The organism is Lysinibacillus sp. AR18-8 (assembly GCF_001705465.1).
Taxonomy (GTDB): domain Bacteria; phylum Bacillota; class Bacilli; order Bacillales_A; family Planococcaceae; genus Lysinibacillus; species Lysinibacillus capsici.
Genome location: NZ_MDGU01000005.1, coordinates 15,971 through 40,926, shown reverse-complemented (window position 1 = coordinate 40,926; position 24,956 = coordinate 15,971). Strand labels below are relative to the sequence as shown.

The 24,956-nt window shown below is 36.5% G+C and carries 22 protein-coding genes; all 22 read right to left on the bottom strand.

Annotated elements, in window-relative coordinates:
* Positions 1–74 precede the first annotated feature (74 nt).
* Positions 75–1,586 (bottom strand): lipopolysaccharide biosynthesis protein, encoded by a 1,512-nt coding sequence (locus tag BFM98_RS03710; protein ID WP_066036555.1) that lies wholly within the window; start codon positions 1,584–1,586, stop codon positions 75–77.
* Complete coding sequence (locus BFM98_RS03705; RefSeq protein ID WP_066036554.1) at positions 1,576–2,667, bottom strand: glycosyltransferase; 1,092 nt, start codon at positions 2,665–2,667, stop codon at positions 1,576–1,578. Before BFM98_RS03705 ends, BFM98_RS03710 begins: the two co-directional genes overlap by 11 nt.
* A 5-nt stretch (positions 2,668–2,672) precedes the next feature.
* Entirely contained in the window at positions 2,673–4,016 is a 1,344-nt protein-coding gene (locus BFM98_RS03700; RefSeq protein ID WP_066036553.1) for a hypothetical protein, read from the bottom strand.
* Entirely contained in the window at positions 4,003–5,193 is a 1,191-nt protein-coding gene (locus BFM98_RS03695; RefSeq protein ID WP_066036552.1) for a glycosyltransferase, read from the bottom strand. Before BFM98_RS03695 ends, BFM98_RS03700 begins: the two co-directional genes overlap by 14 nt.
* A 118-nt stretch (positions 5,194–5,311) precedes the next feature.
* Complete coding sequence (locus BFM98_RS03690; protein ID WP_066036551.1) at positions 5,312–6,430, bottom strand: glycosyltransferase family 4 protein; 1,119 nt, start codon at positions 6,428–6,430, stop codon at positions 5,312–5,314.
* 94 nt (positions 6,431–6,524) lie between these two features.
* Positions 6,525–7,280, bottom strand: coding sequence for a tyrosine-protein phosphatase (locus tag BFM98_RS03685; protein ID WP_233732463.1), 756 nt, complete (start codon positions 7,278–7,280; stop codon positions 6,525–6,527).
* A 40-nt stretch (positions 7,281–7,320) separates the two neighbouring features.
* Positions 7,321–8,022 (bottom strand): CpsD/CapB family tyrosine-protein kinase, encoded by a 702-nt coding sequence (locus BFM98_RS03680; RefSeq protein ID WP_048391523.1) that lies wholly within the window; start codon positions 8,020–8,022, stop codon positions 7,321–7,323.
* Positions 8,022–8,750 (bottom strand): YveK family protein, encoded by a 729-nt coding sequence (locus tag BFM98_RS03675; protein ID WP_048391525.1) that lies wholly within the window; start codon positions 8,748–8,750, stop codon positions 8,022–8,024. The genes BFM98_RS03680 and BFM98_RS03675 overlap by 1 nt, the downstream gene beginning before the upstream one ends.
* A 226-nt stretch (positions 8,751–8,976) precedes the next feature.
* Positions 8,977–10,536: a ribonuclease Y gene (gene rny, locus BFM98_RS03670; RefSeq protein WP_004224930.1), complete on the bottom strand. Its 1,560-nt coding sequence runs from the start codon at positions 10,534–10,536 to the stop codon at positions 8,977–8,979.
* A gap of 515 nt (positions 10,537–11,051) precedes the next feature.
* The gene (gene recA / locus BFM98_RS03665; protein ID WP_004224934.1) at positions 11,052–12,116 is read right to left on the bottom strand and encodes a recombinase RecA; all 1,065 of its coding nucleotides are present in this window, start codon (positions 12,114–12,116) and stop codon (positions 11,052–11,054) included.
* Between the two features lie 161 nt (positions 12,117–12,277).
* Complete coding sequence (locus BFM98_RS03660; protein WP_054550950.1) at positions 12,278–13,537, bottom strand: competence/damage-inducible protein A; 1,260 nt, start codon at positions 13,535–13,537, stop codon at positions 12,278–12,280.
* 16 nt (positions 13,538–13,553) lie between these two features.
* Positions 13,554–14,132 (bottom strand): CDP-diacylglycerol--glycerol-3-phosphate 3-phosphatidyltransferase, encoded by a 579-nt coding sequence (gene pgsA, locus BFM98_RS03655; RefSeq protein WP_004224936.1) that lies wholly within the window; start codon positions 14,130–14,132, stop codon positions 13,554–13,556.
* A 47-nt stretch (positions 14,133–14,179) separates the two neighbouring features.
* Positions 14,180–15,109, bottom strand: coding sequence for a helix-turn-helix domain-containing protein (locus BFM98_RS03650; RefSeq protein ID WP_175400707.1), 930 nt, complete (start codon positions 15,107–15,109; stop codon positions 14,180–14,182).
* A gap of 16 nt (positions 15,110–15,125) precedes the next feature.
* On the bottom strand, positions 15,126–15,911 hold the full coding sequence (locus tag BFM98_RS03645) for a DUF3388 domain-containing protein (RefSeq protein ID WP_026023397.1): 786 nt from the start codon (positions 15,909–15,911) through the stop codon (positions 15,126–15,128).
* A gap of 216 nt (positions 15,912–16,127) precedes the next feature.
* The gene (locus BFM98_RS03640) at positions 16,128–16,385 is read right to left on the bottom strand and encodes a DUF3243 domain-containing protein (RefSeq protein ID WP_004224939.1); all 258 of its coding nucleotides are present in this window, start codon (positions 16,383–16,385) and stop codon (positions 16,128–16,130) included.
* 45 nt (positions 16,386–16,430) lie between these two features.
* A complete protein-coding gene (ymfI, locus tag BFM98_RS03635; protein WP_066036549.1) occupies positions 16,431–17,159 on the bottom strand; it encodes an elongation factor P 5-aminopentanone reductase in 729 nt (242 codons plus the stop codon).
* The gene (gene yfmH, locus BFM98_RS03630) at positions 17,156–18,457 is read right to left on the bottom strand and encodes an EF-P 5-aminopentanol modification-associated protein YfmH (RefSeq protein ID WP_066036548.1); all 1,302 of its coding nucleotides are present in this window, start codon (positions 18,455–18,457) and stop codon (positions 17,156–17,158) included. The genes ymfI and yfmH overlap by 4 nt, the downstream gene beginning before the upstream one ends.
* Positions 18,454–19,725, bottom strand: coding sequence for an EF-P 5-aminopentanol modification-associated protein YfmF (yfmF, locus tag BFM98_RS03625; protein ID WP_054550536.1), 1,272 nt, complete (start codon positions 19,723–19,725; stop codon positions 18,454–18,456). The genes yfmH and yfmF overlap by 4 nt, the downstream gene beginning before the upstream one ends.
* Positions 19,726–19,894: 169 nt before the next feature.
* A complete protein-coding gene (locus BFM98_RS03620) occupies positions 19,895–20,854 on the bottom strand; it encodes an ABC transporter permease (RefSeq protein ID WP_048391533.1) in 960 nt (319 codons plus the stop codon).
* Position 20,855: 1 nt separating this feature from the next.
* Complete coding sequence (locus BFM98_RS03615) at positions 20,856–21,902, bottom strand: ABC transporter permease (RefSeq protein WP_004224945.1); 1,047 nt, start codon at positions 21,900–21,902, stop codon at positions 20,856–20,858.
* Entirely contained in the window at positions 21,902–23,449 is a 1,548-nt protein-coding gene (locus tag BFM98_RS03610) for an ABC transporter ATP-binding protein (protein ID WP_054550535.1), read from the bottom strand. The genes BFM98_RS03615 and BFM98_RS03610 overlap by 1 nt, the downstream gene beginning before the upstream one ends.
* 376 nt (positions 23,450–23,825) lie before the next feature.
* Entirely contained in the window at positions 23,826–24,911 is a 1,086-nt protein-coding gene (locus BFM98_RS03605) for a BMP family lipoprotein (RefSeq protein WP_048391537.1), read from the bottom strand.
* Between the last annotated feature and the right edge of the window lie 45 nt (positions 24,912–24,956).

The window sequence follows — 24,956 nt, the reverse complement described above, 5'->3', positions numbered from 1 at the left end:
CCTCACCTGCCATTTCAAAGGAATCAATTTGCCTTTCAATTATGCTACTTACCTTACTCAATGCAGGGATAAAATTATTTACTATTGGTAATTGTTCTCTTTAATTGCACCAAAATATCTCGCATTGTTTGAGGCTCAATAATAAAATTACCTACTAATAAAATAAACATCGTCCACAAGGAAATACATATAGCGGCTACAAGCCATGAACCTGCAGATGTAATATGGAGCTCGATAAAAAATATAAATGGTATTGCTGCAGTAAGTGCAAAAATACTATTTTGCACAATTTTTTTGACAGTATCTTTAGGTGAATTTTGTAAAATCTTTTTAGAAGAATAAATGATTAAATCATAAGTACGATAGCCGTATGAACAAATTCCTCCCAGTAATATTCCTTCTGCGCCAAAAAACTGTACAAAAACAAGAGAAACTACAAGGTTGATTAATGCTTCCATAATGGCACGATTTTTCGTCTCTCTAAAATGGCCTGCAGCATTCACTAACGTATTGGCAGGAATCCGAATTGTATTCGCTACTCCTACAATGACAAACAATATTGCTAACCAGGGCCTTATGTAATTGGCATCTTCAATCCCTGCTGTATAAATCTTTATAAATGGCAATATTAAAATAGCTGTACATGTGTAGCTAAAAGCAATGATGCCATAAAAAATATATTCAAAGTGATGAAAATATTTCCGAAGAACGTCCTTATCCTCTTTGACAAGAATGTCTCCAAAAGCTGCTAATATCGCCCCTGAAAAAGTGGATATAAACAATGTGACTGCATTAAACACCATACTATAAACTGTAAACACACTGACTTCTGTTAAGCCCAGAAAAATCGTTATTAAAATAAACGGCGTGTTAAACACCACTAAAGAGGCAATTTGATGAATTAAAGCATCCCATTTATCTTTAATTGCTAACGTATTCGCTTGTTTTTTACTATTGAAATATGGATATTTCTTTTTAACATACAATCTTAAAAAAAGAATATCCAGTAACAATAAGGCACTTGAACTAGCAACAACAATGACGATGGAAAAACCTAATGCTATCAAAGTAACTGACAATAGTGCACTCGCAAAAAGCAACATTGTTTGAATGCGAAAAATAACATAGCTTTTTTGATCTGCCGACAGTAGAACTAAATATTTCCCTATAAAAAAATACTCCCACATGCCACTAATCCCCAAAATAAGTACCATGTAAAGAGCCGTTCGCGGATTCACTTCATCTCCTACTAATAACGGATAACAAATAGCCAAAATGGCGACTAAACCAACAAAGACATAACCCGAACGTCTATAAAAACGATTAGTCGCTGAAAGAATTCCATTTATTTGGTCTTTATCACCCTTGGCTAGTGGCTTATAAAGTGCCACTATCGATGCATTACCAACCCCAGCCTCTACTATTTTTAAATAACTTAAAAATTGCTTAATCGACGAAACAAGCCCGTTTGTAGCAGAGCCGTATGTTGTCATAAATAGTCGAGGTAAAATGAAATTAATAACCGCTGCTACAACTTGTAGTAATACATTAGACATTAAATTTAAAACTACTCTCTTAGTTCTCATGCTGGTAAGCACCTTTTCTTTTAGTAAAAGTAGGAATTAAGCCTTTGCAATCACTGATCCGCTGTTTAAACCTATTCAACATGAAAAGTAAAAGAATTTGTTTTTTCTTTAATAACCAAGTATAGATCTTTGATTTGAGCGGCATATTTGTCATCCGAATCGCATGCAACGATCCATGAAACGCTTCATGAATCAACATTTTCTTAATAAAGGTACGCTTTTCATGTAAACGCTTATGGTTGAATCTATTCAATTCATTATTCACCGCTGCCATCACTAAATAAGTAAAATAATACTGAAGTTGTTCAGCAAAATTAGGAACCTGGTCTGCTTTCCTGTACTTTAAAACTTTCAATTGTTCATACAACACAAGTATTTTTTTAAAAAACATCTGATCATAACTAGCCGTCATGGAAGAAGAATGCTGACGGTAATGGTAGAGATACTGATTTTCTAATATATAAATACTTTCTGCATCAAGTAAGCTAGGATATGTACAAGCAACATCGTCCCCCATGCAAATTTGATCATCCACATCAAAGAGATTTTTCTCTAATAGGTCTCTTTTAAATATTTTGTTAGATAAAGATGGATATAAGCCAAAACGGTAATACTCGCCCGAATATAGCATAATTGGATATACTTCTTTTTCCATTCTATCCTTCCTGTACAAACCAGGCGAGACAAGCTGTGGTCTCTTCACTTCTTGGAGTGGATAATTTTCTACAATGTCACAAATAACAATATCTACATCAAAAACACGGGCAGTATTACATAATGATTTATACATATCAACTTCAATCCAATCATCACTATCTACATAACCAATATACTGTCCTTTGGCGACCCTTAGCCCTGCTTTACGGGCACTGACAGCACCACTATTTGCTTGATGAATGACGGTAATTCTTGTATCAGATTCGGCATATTCATCGCAGATTACCGAGCAGCTATCAGTCGAGCCATCATTTACTAATATCAACTCAAAATCTACGAATTCCTGTCTCAGAATACTATCAAGACACATTTTTAAGTAAGGTTCCGTATTATAGACGGGGACAATAATGCTTAAATATGGCACTCACCTCACCTCTCATTCATAGTAGTTCCCTTACTTTTACTCATAGTCAGTGCAAACATAATTAATAAAATATGATATGGAAAATAATCCATGACAAATGAATCAAGTCCTATATTCGCTATTAACATGATATAGAGAGGAATAGCGTTGATTGAAAGGATTTGAAAGCCTGGTCTATTCATAATTCCGACATTCTCTCTAAGTACTTTATAGAGGCTTGAAATGTATAGTACTGACAAGACTATTCCGATTAAACCTATATAATAGGGAGTTGATAAGTACATTGTATGTGCCATCTTTACCTTCGCAAAGCTTGTGCCAAAGCCTGCACCCAAAACAAATACTTTCGTGTTTTGAAGGATTTCATTTACAAATAGGCTCCAACTACTCACTCGACCAGTGGTAATGGCATCTGTCGATATTCCTGACCCAAAAAACCGAATCCAATAAATTTCGAATAACTTCTCGTAAAAAAAATAGAGGGCAACCCCACAAATAATCACGATAAAAGACGAAAATTTAATAGCGGTCTTCACATTATTTTTAGTGAAGACAATAAATGTCATCATAATGAAAATGATTAATGTAATAATAAACATTTTGGAATATGTCAGTATGCCAAAAAATGCTAATATCACGAGTAATACAATTGACTTTTTCTCCTTTTTTCCATCCAGATTAAAAAGCACTAATAAACAAGCCATAGCTATTAATACTTGCAAACTAAAGTAATTTGGATCTAAATCTAAACCCGTAAATCTTGTACTAATCGAGTTCATTGTCTTCACTGTATTCACAATGGTCATTGACTCTATAAAATGATCAATTTCTGGAATAGAATAACTAATCAATCGAACGATTGAAGCAGCTAGTAAACCCGATGCATAGATATACGTATACCTTCTGAAATATGCCTTATCATCGAGGGTCAATATTGCACAAAAGAGCACACTATAATTCAACACAAAGCCTAAAACTGCAATAAGATTACCACCACTAACTATCGTTACGGCCACCGTATAAAATGCAAATAAAAAATAGGTTAATAGGAGTCGTTTTGAAATACCTTGCTTTTGTAAAAAGAGCGTCAAAATACTTAACAAAATATAGAAAGAACTAAGTACAACAAGCAGTGAATATCCTGATATATCGAATTTAATGACGTACACCCACGAAATAAAAAACAATAAATAGTCAATTCGATGCCGCTGCTTATCTAGCAGCATCGCCAAACTAGTTAAAAGGAAGAAGAGCCAGAGAAATAGATTACTACCTGTATATATTTTGAATACGACAAAGATACTTGAAATTATACAAATGAGCACACTAAAATTCTTAGATTCTATCATGTACATCAAACTCCAATACTAGTTGCTCTTGAGCTTTTTTGTTTGTGTAGTGATTTTCCTCTATGTAATTTTTCATATTGTGTAGTAATTCTGTATTTTTCATAACACTAGAAATGACTTGAAAGATATCTTGAATGTTAAAGCCTGTTATCAATCCGTTATGACCATTACAAATTTGTTCACCTGCTGCGGCAAAGTCCGTTGTAATAACAGGCGTTTGTACAATTAATGCCTCCCCAATGACCATTGGGTAGCCTTCGTAGGCAGATGTTAAAACGAATACATCACTACATTTTATAAATGGATACGGATTTTTCATTTCTCCTACAAATTCAACTACATCCTCTACACCTAGTTGCAAAGCTAATTGCTGATTTGAAAGTAGGTCTGGTCCATCCCCTAAAATGCGCCAGCGAAAATTATTTATAGAAGCTTCCTTTAACAACTTACACAGATGTGGAATAAGGTCGAACCTTTTTGTACTATTTTCAATTCGCCCGACAGATATTAAATCCAACTCGCTTTTATGAAACGGTGTATATTGACATGCCAGTTCTTTAATCTCTTCGATTGGAAAAAAATTATAAACCACTTGAATTTTATGTTGATATTCTGGAAGAAAATTTATTAAATTTTCCTTACATGCTACTGAAACACATAACAATCGATCAAAATTTTTATAGGTTTTGACACAAGCCTCATAATTAAAATTGGCTTTAATGGGATCTGTATGAATCCATGCGAGCTTACGATTTGCTATCACAAACTGATCTACAAATAAATTGGTCCCCTTATTGAAGTATTGATTGGGTACATCATTAAAATAAGATATGGCGATATCATAATGACAATTATTGCGATGTTTTTTTAAAAGCTTCGAATAGAAGTTATGGGAACCTATTAATCGAATAACTATCATACACACAATGCGTAAAATAATATGCCATACGTTATTTCTTTTTTTCACTTCAGCAAAAGGTGTAGCAATTAGTTGTAACAGTAAGTTCCCTGTAGTTACCTTCACATTGGAGGGAATATCGTTCATTAATTCCCCTCCACTAAATGTGAAAACATCTATCTCATATTTCTCGTAGAGGCTGATTTCTTTTAGCATATTAATTAACGCCTTTTGGATGCCACCCATTTGAAAATTTTGTGCAACAAATAATATTTTCATATTAGCCCCCCTAAAAATACTACTGTAAATTTTCATATTGCTCTTACGTTTGTGGATAAAAATTGGATCGATAGCCGCTACGAGCTACTCCCTTTGCTACTCACACTCCGCATAGCTTTTATAAAATACTGTATAAATCTGTTATCCGTTTCTCCATTTTCGCCCAGCTGTAACCTTCTTCGTACAGTGCCTTCATTTCACGAGAAATTTCTGGCCATTCTTTTCTACGCTTTACCAAATTCTCAATTCCGTTTTGTAAACTCTCTCTATTGTAATCAATAAGTTCTCCAAAATTATTTGCTGCAACTACTTCTGACATTCCCGTATTTTTCACCATAATCAAAGGCTTACCAAGCATTAATGCTTCATAGAATTTATTAGGTGCAGCATAATAATGGTTAGAGATGGTAGGATCATAAATAGCCGTCATAATGTCACAACTATTTTCTAACTCTATTGTTTTTTCATAGGGTAACTTACCATAAAAGTGTATATTGTCATGCATTTTCGAAGCTTGCAGCAATGTATCAGCTAACTTACCAAATCCACCAATATGCAGCTCATAACTTGGCGTATTCTTTACTACTTCAACCAATTCACTAATCAATCGATTTTCAGTAAGTATACCTACATAGACTATTTTTACTTTTTTCGGATTCAACTCTAAGCAATCATTGGAATCTATATAACGTGGAGTATTATATATGACCTCTATTTTTTTAGGTGAAGCCTTAGCAATCTGTTCTTTGCGCTTTTCTGTACATATAATGACTGCATCCACACTATTCATAAGGCGTATATCTAGACTAGCAATGACCTTTCCAATAATCTCTGGTCCATAAAATGGTGATGTATACGAATCAAATACGTCGTAGATTACTTTTTTACGAAGTAATTTCCCACATATTGTACCTATTAACGCTGTATCAAAATCACAAGCGTGAATCATATCATACGTATTTTTATGGCGAAGTAACCATTGAAAAAGTTTAAGTTGAAATTTTATAAATGGGACTAAGTTCTTTTTCAAACCTCCTCCAAATGTTGCCGGAATACCAAACCTTGTAATACGAATTGCCTGTTCACCTTCTAACAGCTGGTTCTTTATTTTATATTTTTTATCTCTATCCCAAGCTAAAATGTGAACCTTCCAATTATTTTTCGCAAGGCAATGTGCTTCCTTTTCAACCCTTGGATCTGGAGAAACAGGGTTACTCCTCATAAAAACAACTCGCATCTCATATGCCCCCCTTAAACATAGAATGTCTCTAGTGCTTCAGCTACTTTTTCCTACCTTTTATGTCCTTACAACTTAAAGGTGCTTTCCCATTTTAAAAAAACTTCCACCATTTTTTTGTGAAAGTATCATCTGGTTCATATACAATTAATGGAAGATTGTTAATGATTCGTTCGTTATTTTCAAGCAAAAATTCTACCATATCCAAATCTTTTTGTTTTTCTAAAAATCTAAGTCCCTTTTCAAATAAGAAAGGACGTGTATTTAAGTTATGCACATCTGAACCGTATGTATGGACAAGATTCGAGCGCACTAAATTTAGCGAAAGTTTTTGGACGGTTTTTCCAAACAATCCTGCTAAACTCCCTGATGTAATTTGTGCAACTGCCCCCTCGCGTATAATTTGTTCCAAATGACTTGGATTTTCTGAAATGACTCTATTTCGCTCTGGGTGTGCAATAATTGGTGTTATGCCTGCTGTTAATAACGAGTAAATGATATCCTTTGTATATTTGGGAATATGATTAGAGGGAAGTTCCAACAGCAAATAATTGGAATTTGCTAATGTATGTAATTGTTTTTTTTCATACAATTCTAGAATGTTACCTGCCAAGCGTACCTCTTGTCCCGTGTAAAGTTTTAACGGCATATTACGTTGGTCAATTGCCATTTGTAACTGTACAATTTGCTCATTCACGACATCAAAGGGGACATTATACAATGGATGTAAAGCATGCGAAGTGGAAACAATCGTTGAAATCCCCTCCAAAACTGCCTGCTCAAATAAACAAAGTGTCTCTTCAATCGTTTTCGGACCATCATCGACATCAAATAATATATGACTGTGCATATCAATCACTGTACTTCACTTCCCTGTCTAGATACTTGAATTAACGATAATATTGCTCATAATATTGATGGAGTGGCATTTTATAGTTATTTAATACTACGCCTAAAATATTTGCTTTTGAGGCTTCAAGGCTTGACTTTGCTTTTAACACACTTTCATTTTCTGCAACTCCACTGTTCACAATTAATAATGTACCATCACATTTATTAGACAAAATTTGAGCATCTGTTACAGATAATAGGGGTGGCGCATCAAAAATAATGATGTCAAACTCTTTCTTTAGTTCCTCAATTACACTCCCCATTAAGGTAGAAGCTAGTAACTCTGCAGGATTGGGGGGAATAGGCCCACTTGTCAAGACATATAGATTAGCAATATCTGTATTATTGACGACTTCGGAAATTGTAAAATGTCTTGTTAGTAAATTTGATAGACCTCTAGCATTTTGCAATAGAAACGTATAATGCATTGTTGGTTTTCGTAAATCTGCATCTACGATGACGACCCGTTTTCCTTCTTGTGCGAAAACAACACCTATATTGGCTGCATTGGTTGACTTTCCTTCACCTGGTGTTGCAGATGTTACTAATATTGTTTTAATTTCTCTATCAGGCATTGAAAAAGTAATATTTGTTCGGATTGTTCGAAATTGTTCAGAAATAAAAGAATGGCCATTTGCAATCGTCACAAGTTTTCGTGCCATTTTCACTAACTTCTTCTTTTTCTTTTTTTTCCAAAACATTATGATCCTCTCCTCGTTTTACGAGATTTTATCCTAGTGCTTTTATTGTGAGCATCACTAATTTGACTAATCAAGCCAATAATCGGTAGTCCTACTAGCTCTTCAATATCTTGCTCCGTCTTGATTGTAGTATCTAAGCTCTCTATTATGATGATGATAGCAGCACTTAAAACAAAGCCAATAAATGAGGCTGCTACTATATAAAGGGTTTTATTTGGCGCAATCGGTACAGGTTCCTTATCTAATTGTGCAACTGACAAAATATTAACATTATCAACCGTCATTAAAACTTGGATCTCCTCTTGAAACACATCTGCTATTGTATTGGCAATTTCGACAGCCAACTCTGCTTGCTTGTCTACAACATTAATATTGACAACTTGTGAGTTATTGGCACTAGATACAGTAATTTGATCCATTAAAACTTCAGGTGTGACATCCAAATCTAGCTTATTTATAACTTTAGATAAAATAGCAGAACTTGTTATGATAATGTTATACGTATTAATAAGTCGGAGATCTGTTTCAACCTGTTGTACACCTAAATGTGGTTGCTCTATATTTTTTTGATTAACTAAAATTTGCGTTTCTGCCTCATAGGTAGGTTTTAACACAAAGATACTAATAAAGGCTGTAACCAACGCTGCAAAAAGTGTAAAACTTATGATAAAAAGAAAGTTTTCTCGGACTATTTTCAATATATCTTGTAATGTGATTGTTTCTTTCAATGCTCTTCACTCCTTGTCAAAACATAAACCAGTTGTAAAAATGGAGTATAACTAGGCTGGTTAATTTTTAAAAGGTATTCTTGTTGAGGCTAGTTCACTATGCTTTATTCCATACTATATTGTTGGAATCATCCATTTATTCTTACTGGGTAGATCACATCGAATTTATTCACATACAAAAAGGCACCCCCTGACCTTGGTCAAGGGATGCCTATTATTTTAATATTTATTTCGCGTATTCCACAGCACGTGTTTCGCGAATAACTGTTACTTTAATATGACCTGGATAATCGAGTTCTTCCTCAATACGTTTGCGAATATCACGCGCAAGACGATGAGACGCTAAATCATCAATTTTTTCAGGTTGTACAATAATACGAATTTCACGTCCAGCTTGAATCGCATAAGATTTTTCTACGCCATCATAGCTTTCTGAAATTTCCTCTAACTTTTCAAGTCTGCGGATATAGTTTTCAAGTGTTTCACTACGTGCACCTGGACGAGCAGCTGATAATGCATCAGCTGCAGCGACTAATACCGCAATAACAGATGTTGCTTCAGTATCACCATGATGCGAAGCAATACTATTAATGACAACTGGGTGTTCCTTATACTTTGTTGCTAATTCCACACCTATTTCAACGTGGCTTCCTTCAACTTCATGATCGATTGCTTTTCCAATATCATGTAATAAGCCTGCACGACGAGCCAATGCTACATCTTCACCAAGTTCAGCAGCAAGTAATCCTGCTAAATGTGCGACTTCAATTGAATGTTTTAGGACATTTTGTCCATAGCTTGTACGATATTTCATGCGGCCTAAAATTTTCATTAAATCTGGATGTAAGTTATGAATACCAATTTCAAATGTAGTTTGCTCACCTGTTTCGCGGATTTGTTCATCCACTTCACGTCGAGCTTTTTCCACCATTTCCTCAATACGAGCTGGGTGAATACGACCATCCTGTACAAGTTTTTCAAGTGCAAGTCGAGCTGTTTCACGGCGAATTGGATCAAAGCCTGATAATATAACCGCTTCTGGCGTATCATCAATAATTAAATCAATTCCTGTTAACGTTTCCAATGTACGGATATTACGGCCTTCGCGACCAATAATACGTCCCTTCATTTCATCATTTGGCAAGTTCACAACAGATACAGTTGTTTCTGCTACGTGATCTGCAGCAAAGCGTTGTAATGCTAATGATAAAATTTCACGTGCTTTTTTATCTGAGTCTTCTTTCGCACGTGTTTCAGCTTCTTTCGTCATCACAGCAATATCAGTTGATAACTCTTTTTCTACTTCATTGAGGATAATTGATTTAGCTTCATCCCTAGTTAAAGCAGAAATACGTTCTAACTCTGTTTTTTGTGATGCCATGAGCTCGTCCACTTTGCTCTCCATCTGTTCAATATGCTGTTGTCTTTCAGCTAGAGCTTGTTCTTTGCGCTCTAAGCCAGCTTCTCTCTTATTTAGAGCATCATCTTTGCGATCAAGATTCTCTTCTCTTTGCAATAAACGGTTCTCTTGTTTTTGAAGTTCTAAACGACGTTCACGAATGTCATTTTCAGCTTCAGTACGAAATTTGTGAGTTTCATCTTTGGCTTCAAGTAGTGCTTCTTTCTTCATTGCCTCCGCTTCTCGTTTTCCTTCTTCAACGATTGTTTCAGCGACATGTTTAGCACCAGTGATTTTTGAGTCATTCACTTTTTTCATGTAGATATAGCTAACAGCGGCACCAACGATGAGTCCAAGCAAAGCGGAGATGATAGTAATTCCATCCATATGAACACCTCCTCTTGCTATTTGGGTATTACAGTTTCAGTCGGCGCATACATCTATGTCGCCTTAGCTAAAATGCACCAGATTTTGTTAAAATTTATGCAAAACCCGTTTCATTGGCCAAAGGCATTATCTTCATCCAGTAGGCGTTTAGACATCCATTTTAAAGGATATTTCACTATAAAACATTTGCTAAATGAGGATAAAATGTACTGCCTATTTAAAGTCATAATTCAGAAATTATACATATTTAATTGTATAGCTAGCCTCATGCTCTGTCAAGGATAGTCAGGCGTATGTTCGCCACCTTAGCCAAAAAAAGTAAGTCCTATCCATTCAGTGAATTTTTTCCCTACTACTATTTCACTAGAAAATTTTTCATGTTAAATACAATTAATAAAAAAACAGTACATAAGAAATAAACACATAGCCTCTCTCTTATTATGTGTAAAAATTTAAGAATATAGACAAAAAAATGCATTGCCCCCTCAATAAAGTGGGAACAATGCAATCATTAATTATTCTTCTTCCAGAAGTAACATTAATTCTTCATCCATCTCTTCTTCATCATCATGGGCAGCAATTGTATAAGAAGAAGCTGCAATACCATAAGAAGCTCGGATTTTATTTGCTATGTCTTCTAGGACAGCAGTATTTTCTTTTAAATACTGTTTAGCATTTTCTCGTCCTTGACCTAAGCGCTCATCGCCATATGCATACCAAGAACCACTTTTTTGTACAATGTCTAATTCTACGCCTAAATCGACTGTTTCGCCTTCTTTAGAAATTCCTTCTCCATACATAATATCTACTTCAGCTGTACGGAAAGGTGGTGCTACTTTATTTTTTACAATTTTAATTTTAGTACGGTTACCAACAATATCATTACCTTGCTTAATAGCTTCTGCACGTCGCACTTCTAAACGGACAGAGCTGTAGAATTTAAGCGCTCGTCCACCTGGTGTTGTTTCTGGATTACCGAACATGACACCGATTTTTTCACGAATTTGGTTAATGAAAATAGCAATCGTTTTTGATTTATTAATCGCACCTGAAAGTTTACGTAAAGCTTGAGACATTAGACGTGCTTGTAAGCCGACATGAGAGTCACCCATATCCCCTTCAATTTCAGCTTTTGGCACTAAGGCAGCAACAGAGTCAATAACGATAATATCAATAGCTCCACTACGCACTAATGCTTCTGCAATTTCAAGTGCTTGCTCACCTGTGTCGGGCTGTGATAATAATAGCTCATCAATATTCACACCTAATTTTTGTGCATAGATTGGATCTAATGCATGCTCCGCGTCGATAAATGCTGCTTGTCCACCTGATGCCTGTACTTCAGCAATGGCATGTAGAGCAACAGTTGTTTTACCAGATGATTCTGGACCGTATACTTCAATAATACGTCCACGTGGATATCCACCCACTCCTAATGCAGCATCAAGTGCAAGTGAACCACTTGAAGATGTCGCAATTTCTAAATCGGTTTTTTCACCGAGTTTCATGATGGAACCTTTACCAAAATTCTTTTCAATTTGTTTTAGAGCCTGTTCTAAGGCTGCTTTACGATCACTCATTCATTTTCCTCCTTCGAAAACTGTTCACTGTTTTTATCTATTTCTACTATACTTGTTTTTGAGAAAACACGCAAGAAAAAAGCGAACATTTATTCGATTTTTCTTCAAAATAAAAATTTGGATAGTTTTCCTCTACCCAAATTCCTATGTTCTACTCTATTTTAATATCGTTTTGTGTAGCCACGTTCTTCTAAAAGTTGCATTAAATAATGGCATGTAAATTTCACCGCACGGAGTCGATTCGTATTCCGCATGCCTGATAAATGAAGTAAATATGTAAGCGGCTCCTCGTCATTTATGGCAATACCAATCCAAACCGTACCTACTGGCTGATGATCATGTGCAGTGGGACCTGCTTCTCCTGTAAGACCAATCCCAATATTTGTAGCAAATTTCTCACGAACAGCACTTGCCATTGCCGCTGCACACTCAGCACTCACAACACCATGTGTATCAATTAATTCTTGTGAAATGCCTAGCTGTTTTACTTTCGCATCTGCTGCATAGGTAACAACGCCTCCTATAAGTGCATTGCCTACCCCTGGAATTTCCGCAAGTTCAGATTGAAATAAACCAGCAGTTAAACTTTCTGCAGCCGCAATTGTTAGCTCATTATCCAGTAGCATTTCTACCGTTTTTGAGGCAAGGGAATCATCATCTACACCATATTGATAATCACCAACAAGTGCTTGTATTTCTGCAACCTTTGCCTTAATAAGCTGGCCAGCTTGTTGCTCTGTTGCGGCTTTAGCTGTTACGCGTAACGTTACCTCACCATCAGAAGCAAGTGGAGCAACTGTTGGATTGGTTTGTGCATCTAAAATATTTTGAACTTGTACTTCAAGCTCGGCCTCACCAATTCCATAAAATCGCATAACATGTGATGCAATGATCCCTCCATCATTAAGCATCGCAGCAAGTTTAGGTTTAGCCTCAAATTGAAACATTGGTTCTAACTCTTTTGGAGGTCCTGGTAATAAAATATAAGTGCGATCATTTTTTGTGAAGATCATACCTGGAGCCATTCCATGGTGATTAGCTAATACTTCACTCCCAGCTAAAATTAATGCCTGTTTACGATTATTTTCCGTCATTGGACGTCCTCGTTTAGCAAAAAATTGCTCAATATACGTCAATGCTACTTCATCAAACTCAAGAGAAACACCAAGATGACGTGCAATCGTTTCCTTCGTTAAATCATCTTTTGTTGGACCAAGTCCTCCCGAAAAAATAATGAGATCTGCACGAGACTCTGCCACTTCGATAGCTTGTTCTAAACGCTTTGCATTATCGCCTACTACGGTATGATAAAAAACGTTGATGCCAAGCTCGGATAGCTGGCTTGAGATAAATCTCGCATTTGTATTCGTAATTTGACCTAATAATAGTTCTGAGCCAACCGCAAGAATTTCAGCATTCATGATCCCAAGACCTTTCTTATTTAGACTCAAGTAATACACGTCGATTTAGATAGAAATAATCCCATCCTGACCAAAGTGTAAAGAACAATGCAACATAGAGCATGATTGTATCAAATGGAATACCAACCAATGTAAAGATTGTATTGTGTAAAAGAGCAGCAGCAATCGCTACAATTTGTGCCCAAGTTTTAATTTTACCAAGCTGATTGGCAGCTACGACTTCTCCTCCACCTGCCAAAATCAAACGTAAACCCGTTACAGCAAATTCACGACTAATAATAATGATAATTACCCAAGCAGGTGCCATCTTAAGCTCGACCATTAAAATAAAGGCTGCTGAGACAAGTAACTTGTCAGCTAAGGGATCTAAAAATTTCCCAAATGTCGTTACAAGATTATACTTACGTGCGTAATAACCATCCACCCAATCGGTTGTTGAAGCAAAGATAAAAATAAGTGCGCCTATAAAATGATGAATTGGCATCTCTGCACCAAAAAGTGATAATGTTCCCCAGCCAAAATCAAACATCATAACAATGACAAAGAATGGAATAAGTAAGATTCGAGAGATGGTAATTTTATTTGGAATGTTCATTTTTCTAACACCTTTCATGATGAAAGAAAGTAGTCATCATGTGATGACTACTGTTCTTTATTGAAATTGATGACGATATTTTGCGTTACAATTTGTTGTGCATACGTTAGAAGTTCGTCATTAATATAGATTTTAGCTTGCGTTGAATTACCGAGACGAATACGAACATAGTTTTGTGTTGAGGCGTCAAATTCAACTACTTCCCCGGCATTATAGACACGCGTATCTGTTAAGATTTCTTGTTGCTGTTGATTGCGAATACCAACAAATGTAGGGCCTGATATTTCAATTTTCAGTTTCATTGTATCTGTCCCTGTTAACGTATAAGAAGTTGTCGCTCCATCTGCTTCAACAGTACCCGCGGAAATTGTTTGCTTCATCTCTTCAGTTTGATCAGTGTCATCTTCATCAGTTGGTGTTTCTTCTGTAGCTTTTGTATCTTCTTTATCATTTTTCTGTGCATCTTTATTTTCTTGTTCTTTTTTATCCTTCTCACTATCAATTGGCTTGACATTTGTGTCATATTCAATCTCAGGAGTTGGATTTACTTCTTCGCTTGTCCCTGGACTGTTTTTTGATTGCCATAGCACCCATATAGCCACAATAATGACTACAATAAATAAAGCAACAATGATTTTTGGCATAGCCTCCATCATTTTATTCGAAGGGCCTTTCGTTACTTTTCTTCTGCTGGGGCTATTCGTCATCGATTGACTTACTTGATCGTTTGGAGTGCTCGGTAGTTCATTTTTATATGTCTCTAAGATTTCTTCCGCATCCAACCCAACAGCTTCTGCATATTGTTTGATAAAAGCTCGTACATAAAACGAACCAGGCATAATGGAATAATTGCCCTCTTCAATTCCTACTAAATAACGTTTTTGGATTTTCGTTATTTCTTGTAAATCGTCTAAGCTGTAGCCTTTAGACAGTCTCGCCTCTTTCAGTCGAGTCCCTAATTCTGCCACTAATAACACCTACTTTAACATCAAATTAAAAATTAAATCCTCCAAAAGAATCCGATTCGGACATATGATTTTTTTCCATTATTTCATAAGTAATTTCTTCATCAGTGTGATGACGTAGTTCAATAATATAATCAAAATCCTCTATTTTATATTCTGAATGCTGAACAAACATATCTGGATGCTCTACAACTTTGATACAAGGCATATTCATCATTTCACGCACTAATTGCAAATGTTTCTCATCAGATGAACGTCGAGTCACAATACCATCTAAAATAAAAATATTGTTACGACTAAATTCATCTCCCACAAGCTTATTACGAACTGTTTGCTTAATCATTGTAGATGATAAAAAGATCCATTTTTTATTGGCACAGACACTGGCGGCTACTATGGATTCAGTTTTTCCAACACGTGGCATGCCACGAATACCAATCAGCTTATGTCCCTCTTTTTTAAAGAGTTCTGCCATAAAGTCGACTAAAATACCTAATTCATCTCTTACGAAATGGAATGTGTTTTTTTCATCTGCATCTCGAGGAATATAACGACCATGCCTAATGGCTAAACGGTCGCGAAGTTTTGGTTGTCGAAATTTGGTTACGTTAATATGTTCCATTGTCGAAACAATTGTACGAAAACGCTCAATTGCCTCATCATTGTCTGTATGCACTAACATACCACGTCGATCCTCATCTACACCATTTATTGATATAATATTGACACGAAGCATCCCTAAAAGTGAAGCAATATCTCCTAATAATCCAGGGCGATTCACCTGAATTTCATATTCAAAGTACCAATCGCTCAACACACTCGTTCCCTTCCTATTAGTTAACGTAAAAAATCCTTTATAAGTTCCATCATAGCTGATTTTTTATGTAATGGAAAGTTAGAATACATGGAATTACAGTGTTATTTACTAATTTTTTTTGATGACTGTTAAATAGGCTTACATACGTTCCCGTTTTCACAGATAAAAAGTTTATAGTATAACAAAAAGAGGAGATTGGCTCTCCTCTTTTATTTACTGCACATGCTTATTTTGTACAAGCTTAATGACACAATTCGCTAATGCATGTTTTTCATCTTCAGAGGCAACGCCCCATAAATCCGACAGCACTCGCTCTTGTTCGTTTTTAGGATCGACATTAGTCGCCAAATATTCCCCAATTTGGACAGCAGCCGTTTGAATCATTTTCTTGGGCATACCGCTTGATTCAGCTTGCATAACGTTTTGTCCTAAAAACGATGTCCATTTTTGCCAGTTTTCTAAAATGGTCATATTCTTCCTCCTCCTTTACACAAGTAGTATGTGCAAAAGAGATTATTATATGTACCAGCCTCCATTTAATCGTACGATTTGTCCTGTCACATAATCAGCTTTACCAGACAAATAAAAACGTACCATTTCAGCCACATCTTTTGTTTGTCCAATGGAACCTAGTGGGATATCGTCCAAAATGTATTGAAGCTCTTCTTGATTTAGATGGCTGTTCATTGAGGTATTTATAAAACCAGGAGCAATAGCATTCACTCTAATCCGAGATAATGCCGCTTCTTTTGCATAGGATTTAACAAAAGCATGTTGCGCACCCTTAACAGTTGCATAAAGTGCCTCCCCCGCTGAGCCAGCTTCTCCCCAAATGGAACCTATAAATAGTACATAGCTCACTTCATGCTTGCGAAGTTTTCCAGAAAGTAAAGCTGTTAGTCTCATAGGATTTTGAACATGAACACGCCATAAAGCATCCATATCCTCAACTGTCGTATCTTCGAGCAATGAATAATGGGCTTGTCCATTAGCAAAAACAATAGCCTGCACATTGAAAATTTGCGCGGCTACTAATTCTGCTCCATCAACAATTGAAAAATCCCCCTGTACAAGCATAAATTCTTGTGCAGGGAAATTTTCGGTAAGCATTTCACATAATCTCTGTGCCGCATTTTGATTGTTTGAATAATGTACATAGATGGACCAGCCGTCCTCAGCTAAGCTTTGACAAATGGCATGACCGATATCACCTGATGCACCTAAAACAAGGGCAAATTTTTTCACTGTGCATCCTGCTTACTTGGCAGAATTTTAAAGACCGTTTGCTGTGTTTCACCTTGGATAGAAGCAAATGCTTTTTGTAAATCATCCACAGTTAATGTCTCAAGTACTGGTACTACATCAAATAAATTCATGTCATTAAAGGAATATCGTGTGAATTGGTTTGCGATAAACTCGATCGAATTTAGTGCACGTAGGAAGAACCCAATTTTTTTGCGTTTTATACGATCCAAACCAGCACGATCAAACTGGCTATTTCCTTCATATTTTGCTAATTCGTCCATAATCGTTTTTGCCAATTTATCAGGCTCTGCTGAATCTGATCCGATCATGGCAAACCCAAAACCATTTTCTAAGGTAAAATCAAAAGCATATGTCTCATCAATTAAACCTTCCTCGTAAACACGTTCATAAAAATCAGAGGTACGTCCAAAAATAAGCTCAAGTGCAATTTGAACCGACAACTCATGCTTTAACATGTCCTGACCTGATAAATTAGTGTCTTTCGCTTTTAAACCTACATAAATTTTTGGTTTTTGAACATCCATATTTAATGTACGTTCTTTAATAGCTACCTCTGTTGGTTCTATATCAAAGAAGCGTTGAATAGGCGTTGGTTCTGGGAACTCTTTTTTACCTTGATTCTCACGAATAAACGTCATCATTTCTTCTGGTTCAACAGCACCAATCACAAATAACAACATATTCGAAGGATGATAAAACGTATTGTAGCACGTATATAAGTGCTCGGCTGTAATGCCATCAATCGATTCAATTGTACCAGCGATATCAATCTTTACAGGATGATGATGATACATATTTTCAATTGTGCCAAAGTATAGACGCCAGTCTGGTTGATCATCATACATTGTAATTTCTTGCCCAATAATTCCTTTTTCTTTATTGACAGTAGCTTCTGTAAAGTATGGTTCTTGGACAAAATTCAATAATGTTTCTGTACTTTTATAAATATTGTCAGTAGATGAAAATAAATAAGCTGTACGCGTAAACGATGTAAATGCATTCGCAGAAGCACCATATTCGCTAAATTTTTGGAAAACGTCTCCATCCTCTTTTTCGAACATTTTATGCTCTAAAAAGTGTGCAATACCATCTGGTACAGTAATACTTTCTGTGTCACCAATTGGCACGAACGTACGATCGACAGAGCCGTACTTTGTTGTAAATGTAACAAATGTTTTGGAAAAGCCTTTTTTCGGCAATATATAAACATCTAAGCCATTGTCTAGTTTTTCATAATAAAGTATTTCATCTAATTGTTTAAATTCTATTGTTTTCATTGTGCGGCTTGCTCCTTTCCACATAAGAAATAGACCGCTTCAAGCTGCACTTGCTTTGCCATTGCAACAACATCTTCTTTTGTCACAGCTTTCCACTTATTTGCCCAGGCTTGAACTGAGAATTCCTCAGGTAAATCCTTGTATTGATCAAAAATTTCAATTTGACCTCGTGCCGAATCTAAGGATTCTTTTAGCTGATTCGTCAGCATAGCCTTTGTTTGCTCCAGCTCTAAATCTGTAATGTCCCCAGCCTGCATGACGGCAAGTTGTTCTTTAATTAAAGATAGCGCTTTTTCTTCATTTTTAGCTTCAATCCCAGATACAACAAATACAAGTCCATAATGCGAAGCATAGGAACTTGAAGCATAATAAGCAAGACTCTCTTTTTCACGAACATTCATAAACAGCTTAGCATGTGGATATCCACCAAAAATCCCATTAAAAATTTGCATCTTAGAGAAATCTGCATCACCAAATCTAACAGGCGTGCTAAAGCCAATATGAAGTTTACCTTGTTTCATTTCATGCTGTTCTCTTACATAATCATTGTCTGGATGTTGTTGGGGGAGTACTGCTGGAACTTCCTCAGGAGTACGATCCTTAAATGGTAGCGCTTTTTTTAATTTCGCAACAATTTCCTCTTCATTAATGTCTCCAGCTACATAAATATCGATTTTGTCGTTAGCTAGCATCGATTGATAAGCCTCAAATAATGAGGCAGGGGTAATCTTTTGAATTTCTTCTACACTACCATTCGCTGAAATTGATGCTGGCTCATTTGGTCTCAAGATTTGTTGAAGACGGAATTGAGCAAAGCGAGATTTATCGTCAAAAATAGATTCAATACGTTGAATAACTGTCTTTTTCTCACGCTCAACAACGGATTCCTTAAAGACACCATTTTCTAGATTAGGCTCAAAAATAGCTGTATGCAATAAACCAAGGACTTCGTTTAAGACACTTGTATTTGCTAGATAATGATCATTAACAGTCTCTACATTCATAAGAACCGTATGCTCATTTCCGCGCTTCGATGTATCAAAATACAAAACTGTACCATACAAGTCATCTAAAAAGCTTCGAAAAGCAGCAGTTGTCTTATATTTAGCATTACTGTGCTGCAGTACATTTGTTAATACTGTACGCTCTGATGCACTTTTAGCCGTTAATGCTCTTCTCCATTTAATTGAAAAATTTACGGTTTTAAATTGGGTCGTTTGTCGGATATGCAAATTGACACCTTTTGCAAAAGGTATTGTTTTAAACATATGAAACCCTCCTATCCTTCTTAATATAACGATGTACTACACATACTATACATGTCTATTGTCTATAATTGCAAAAGGAATCCAAAGTATGTATGGGAAAAATTAAAAATTACGCCAATTATAATAAAAAAAGGACCGAGCATAGTGCCCAGTCCTTAAAATGCTTTTCTTAGCGTTTACCTTTAATATAAGGTTGTCCACTCGCTTTTGGAGCGTTTGCTTTACCAATAAATCCTGCTAAAGCAAGAATTGTTAACACATACGGTAAAATTTGTAGATACACTGCTGGAACATTCTCGATTAGCGGAATTTGATTCCCTGCAATACTTAATGTTTGTGCTAAACCGAAGAATAAGGCTGCACCTAGTGCTCCAATTGGATGCCACTTCCCGAAAATCATTGCGGCAATAGCCATGAAACCTTGACCAGCAATTGTTGCATGTGAGAAGTCGTGTGTAATTGTTTGTGCATACACTGCACCACCAAGACCACCTAATGCCCCTGAAATCATCACGGCAATATAGCGCATTTTATTTACATTTATACCCATTGTATCTGCTGCCATTGGATGTTCACCCACTGCACGCAAACGCAAGCCGAATGGCGTTTTATAAATGATAAACCATGCCCCGAATGCTACAGCGAACGCTAAAATAGATGTGCTGTAAACATCATGGAACAGTAAACGACCGAAGAACGGAATATCCTCTAAGTAAGGGACACCAAAACGACGAATCGGTTGGTCAATCATATCTGTTTGACCTTTATCATAAATCATTTTTACTAAGAATACGGTTGCAGCTAAACCTAGTAAGTTAATAGCTACCCCTGATACCGTTTGATCGGCACGGAAAGAAATAGAAGCTACAGCATGGAAAAGTGAGAACACAGCACCAATCACAACAGCTGCTAGCATTGCTACCCAAACTGTTGCTGCCCCTAATGATGAAGCGAATTCTAAATTGACAAAAATACCAACAAACGCACCGACAATCATTAAGCCTTCTAGCCCGATGTTGACAACACCAGAGCGTTCAGAGAATACCCCACCGATGGCCGTAAAAATCAAAGGTGTTGCATAAAGAATCGCTGAAGGGATGATGAAATATAACATTTCTAAAAAGCTCATGTTATTGTCCCTCCTTTTTCTTGCTCAGCTTTTGTAAGCCTACTCGAATAATATAGCCTGATGCAACGAAGAAGATAATCAATGCAATAATAATGGATACGATTTCTTCTGGAATTCCCGCAGCATTTGGCATATTTAATGCACCATATTTTAAAGAACCAAAAAGGGATGCCCCAAACACTACTCCAAGTGGTGTATTGGCACCAAGTAGCGCAACGGCGATACCGTCAAACCCAATTCCCGTAAAGCCAGGTTTAATGGATGCGTTTTGGAATGTCCCTAAAGCTTCCATCGCACCACCCAGACCTGCAAACATACCAGAAATTGTCATAGCTAAAATAATATTTTTATTGACACTCATACCTGCATAATCAGCGGCATTTTTGTTAAAACCTACTGCTTTTAGCTCGTAGCCACGTGTTGTTTTTTCTAAAATGAACCACATCACAACTACCATTAAAAGTGCAACAATGATCCCATAGTGAAGACTTGAGTTGTCTGTAAGCTCTCTTAAAAACGGAGAACGTAAAGAAGCTGACTCATGGATACGTTCTGTTTTAAAGCTGCCATCGGACAATTTTTTAATCACTGCATTTGCAATATAAAGTGCAGTGTAGTTCAGCATAATTGTCGCAATAACTTCGTGAACTTTAAATTTCGCTTTTAAGAAACCTGCAATAAAGGCCCAAAATGCACCTGCAGCAGCTGCTGCAAGCAATGCTAATGGTAAGTGAATGATTTTAGGAAGTTCAAACGCATAACCTACCCATGCAGCGGCTAACCAACCTAAAATTAGCTGACCTTCAACACCGATATTGAAGAGCCCTGTACGGAATGCAAATGCTACCGCAAGACCTGCTAAAATATATGGTGTAATTTGACGAATTGTGTTCCCGATTGAATATGAATCTCCAAAAATACCTGTCCAAAGAGCGATATAACCTTGCACTGGGTCATAGCCACTGACTACCATAACGATAGCCCCTACAATTAAACCGATAATGATAGAGATGATAGGAACGAGGATATTAATGACACGATTTGACATTAGTCGTTCCCCTCCTTCGCATCACGCTTTATATTTTTTTTACTTTGTCCTGCCATTAGTAAGCCTAGCTCTTGTTCAGTCGTTTCTTTCGGATTTAACTCATCAACAATTTGTCCATCATAGATAACAGCAATTCGATCCGAAACATTCATTACCTCATCTAATTCAAATGAGATTAATAAAACGGCTTTCCCTTTATCACGTTGCTCAATTAGACGAGAGTGAATGAATTCAATAGCTCCTACGTCAAGTCCACGTGTTGGTAGAGCAGCAATTAATAGATCAGGGTTACGGTCAATTTCACGACCAATAATTGCTTTTTGTTGGTTACCACCAGATAATGCACGAGCTGGTGTCATCTCTCCATTACCAGTACGCACATCATACTCTTTAATGATTTGGCGAGCTTTCTCTGACACCTTTTTATAGTCCATCACAAAGCCCTTCGCTATTGGAGATTGGTAATATGTTTGCAATGCAATATTATGACCAATTGGGAAATCTAAAACTAATCCATGCTTATGACGGTCTTGTGGAATATGTCCTACGCCTTCCTCTGTAATTTTACGAGGCTTCATGTTAGTAATATCTTTACCATTCAGCTTGACTTTACCACTTTTAATTTTGCGTAGACCTGTAATGGCTTCTATTAACTCGGATTGACCATTACCATCAATACCAGCAATACCTACGATTTCACCTTTACGAACATTTAAATTAAGACCTTTCACTTTATCAATATTTCGATAGTCTGTAACAACCAAGTTCTCAATCGCAAGCACTTCGTCAGTCGGTGTCGCATCCGTTTTTTCCGTTTTGAATTCAACCTGACGGCCAACCATCATTTCAGCAAGCTGATCAGGATTTGTGGCAGCGGTTACAACTGTGCCAATCCCTTCTCCCTTACGGATAATCGTCACACGGTCTGAAACTTCCATAATTTCTTTTAGCTTATGCGTAATTAAAATAATGGATTTACCCTCTGCGATAAGACGGCGCATTATTTGAATTAATTCGGTAATTTCTTGCGGTGTTAATGATGCAGTTGGTTCATCAAAAATTAAAATTTCGGCACCACGATACAATGTTTTTAATATTTCTACACGCTGTTGCATACCAACCGTGATATCCTCGATTTTGGCGTTCGGATCAACATCTAATCCATACTTTTCAGAAAGTGCTTGTACTTTCTTAGCCGCATCTTTTATATTCACAATTCCCATTTTAGTAGGCTCAGTGCCTAAAATGATATTTTCTGTTACCGTAAAGTTTTCTACCAACATAAAATGTTGATGCACCATGCCAATCCCTAAATCATTGGCAATATTCGGGTTTGTAATTTTTACAGCCTTCCCACGTACACGAATTTCGCCACCCTCTGGTTGATACAAACCAAAAAGGACGTTCATCAAAGTCGATTTACCTGCACCATTTTCACCTAGCAATGCATGAATCTCGCCTTGTTTCAGTTGGAGGGTGATATTATTATTCGCCACGAAATTACCGAATTCTTTACGGATTCCTAGCATTTCAATCACATAATCCAAATTTGTCACTCCCTTAATAGGCACTATTATTAAGTATTTTCATCTTAGCGTATAGTATCTGCTGCTACATGATGGATGGTACAGATAAGCCATACGTCCAGTAATAAATTTTCTACTAGAGGCTATATTTTATTACCGATTTAATATCTCACCTATAGAGGTAGATGTTTTGCTAAATTAATACAGGAAAGGTCATCGTTAGAAACCTTTCTTCTATTAACTTGTTACCATCATTATTCAAATCATAATTACTACCTCTATAAGGTTTCTATAAATCTAGTTAAATAGAGTATTGCGAATAATCTAAATATAACGATAGATTGAAAAATCATCATAAGGTCCTTCTAAGAGTCCCTTATGATGATCAAAAGATGAATTATTTTTCCACTTTTTCTGGAACTTTGATTTCACCCTTAGCAATTTTTTCTTTATATTCGTCGATTACTTTTTGTACATCTTCTGGAATCGCACCGCGAGAATCCGCAAGTTTAACGCCGTCTTCAGCTAAACCGTAAACAAGTGTTTCTCCACCTGGGAAATCACCATTTTTCGCTCTATTTGAAATATCTACTACTGCTGTATTAACACCTTTTAACATAGAAGTTAATGTAACGTTTGTTTTATCGTCTACTTTACCTTCTTCGTATTGGTCAGCATCTACACCGATAACCCATACATCAGCATTTGGATCTTTCGCTTTACGCTCTTTTGCTTCAGAGAATACGCCGTTACCAGTTGCACCAGCAGCGTGGAAGATTACATCTACACCTGAAGAATACATGCTGTTCGCTGTAATTTTACCAAGATCTGCTTTATCAAACGCACCAGTATATTTTACTTGAATATCGATATCTGGGTTTACTGCTTTAGCCCCTTCAACGAAACCAGCGTGGAAACGGTTAATAACTGGAATATCAACGCCGCCTACGAAGCCGATTTTACCTGTTTTAGATGTTTTCGCTGCAGCAACACCTGCTAAGAAAGCACCTTCTTGCTCTTTGAACAGTACGTTTACTACGTTGTCTGCTTCTACTTCAGCATCGATTAATGCAAAGTGGTTATCTGGATTTTCAGAAGCAACTGCATCAATTGCATCAGCCATCATGAATCCGATACCAAATACTAAGTTAAAGTCACGACGAACTAAGTTGTTTAAGTTTGTTTCATAGTCAGCATCTGAAGCTGATTGTAGGTAGTCAAAACCACCATCACCTTTTGATAAATCATGCTCTTTACCGTAAGCTTGTACACCTTCCCATGCAGATTGGTTGAATGATTTGTCATCAACGCCACCTACGTCAGTAACCATCGCTACTGAGAAAGCTTCTTCTGTGCTTTCGCCACCTGAAGCATTGTCATTTTCTTTCGCTGGCTTTTCGTCGTCTTTCGTACCACAAGCACCTAAAATAGCACTTGCCGCTAATACTGATGTTAATACTAAACCAAATTTACGTTTTTTCATTTAATTAACCCCCCAAAGGTATTGTAATTAGCAGGAAAAAATTTA

Bases quoted from the DNA above. Each gene is read 5' to 3' on its own strand.
- BFM98_RS03710 (WP_066036555.1), bottom strand. From the start codon at position 1,586: ATGAGAACTAAGAGAGTAGTTTTAAATTTAATGTCTAATGTATTACTA.
- BFM98_RS03700 (WP_066036553.1), bottom strand. From the start codon at position 4,016: ATGATAGAATCTAAGAATTTTAGTGTGCTCATTTGTATAATTTCAAGT.
- BFM98_RS03695 (WP_066036552.1), bottom strand. From the start codon at position 5,193: ATGAAAATATTATTTGTTGCACAAAATTTTCAAATGGGTGGCATCCAA.
- BFM98_RS03690 (WP_066036551.1), bottom strand. From the start codon at position 6,430: ATGCGAGTTGTTTTTATGAGGAGTAACCCTGTTTCTCCAGATCCAAGG.
- BFM98_RS03685 (WP_233732463.1), bottom strand. From the start codon at position 7,280: ATGCACAGTCATATATTATTTGATGTCGATGATGGTCCGAAAACGATT.
- BFM98_RS03680 (WP_048391523.1), bottom strand. From the start codon at position 8,022: ATGTTTTGGAAAAAAAAGAAAAAGAAGAAGTTAGTGAAAATGGCACGA.
- rny (WP_004224930.1), bottom strand. From the start codon at position 10,536: ATGGATGGAATTACTATCATCTCCGCTTTGCTTGGACTCATCGTTGGT.
- recA (WP_004224934.1), bottom strand. From the start codon at position 12,116: ATGAGTGATCGTAAAGCAGCCTTAGAACAGGCTCTAAAACAAATTGAA.
- BFM98_RS03660 (WP_054550950.1), bottom strand. From the start codon at position 13,537: ATGAATGCTGAAATTCTTGCGGTTGGCTCAGAACTATTATTAGGTCAA.
- pgsA (WP_004224936.1), bottom strand. From the start codon at position 14,132: ATGAACATTCCAAATAAAATTACCATCTCTCGAATCTTACTTATTCCA.
- BFM98_RS03640 (WP_004224939.1), bottom strand. From the start codon at position 16,385: ATGACCATTTTAGAAAACTGGCAAAAATGGACATCGTTTTTAGGACAA.
- yfmH (WP_066036548.1), bottom strand. From the start codon at position 18,457: ATGAAAACAATAGAATTTAAACAATTAGATGAAATACTTTATTATGAA.
- yfmF (WP_054550536.1), bottom strand. From the start codon at position 19,725: ATGTTTAAAACAATACCTTTTGCAAAAGGTGTCAATTTGCATATCCGA.
- BFM98_RS03620 (WP_048391533.1), bottom strand. From the start codon at position 20,854: ATGAGCTTTTTAGAAATGTTATATTTCATCATCCCTTCAGCGATTCTT.
- BFM98_RS03615 (WP_004224945.1), bottom strand. From the start codon at position 21,902: ATGTCAAATCGTGTCATTAATATCCTCGTTCCTATCATCTCTATCATT.
- BFM98_RS03605 (WP_048391537.1), bottom strand. From the start codon at position 24,911: ATGAAAAAACGTAAATTTGGTTTAGTATTAACATCAGTATTAGCGGCA.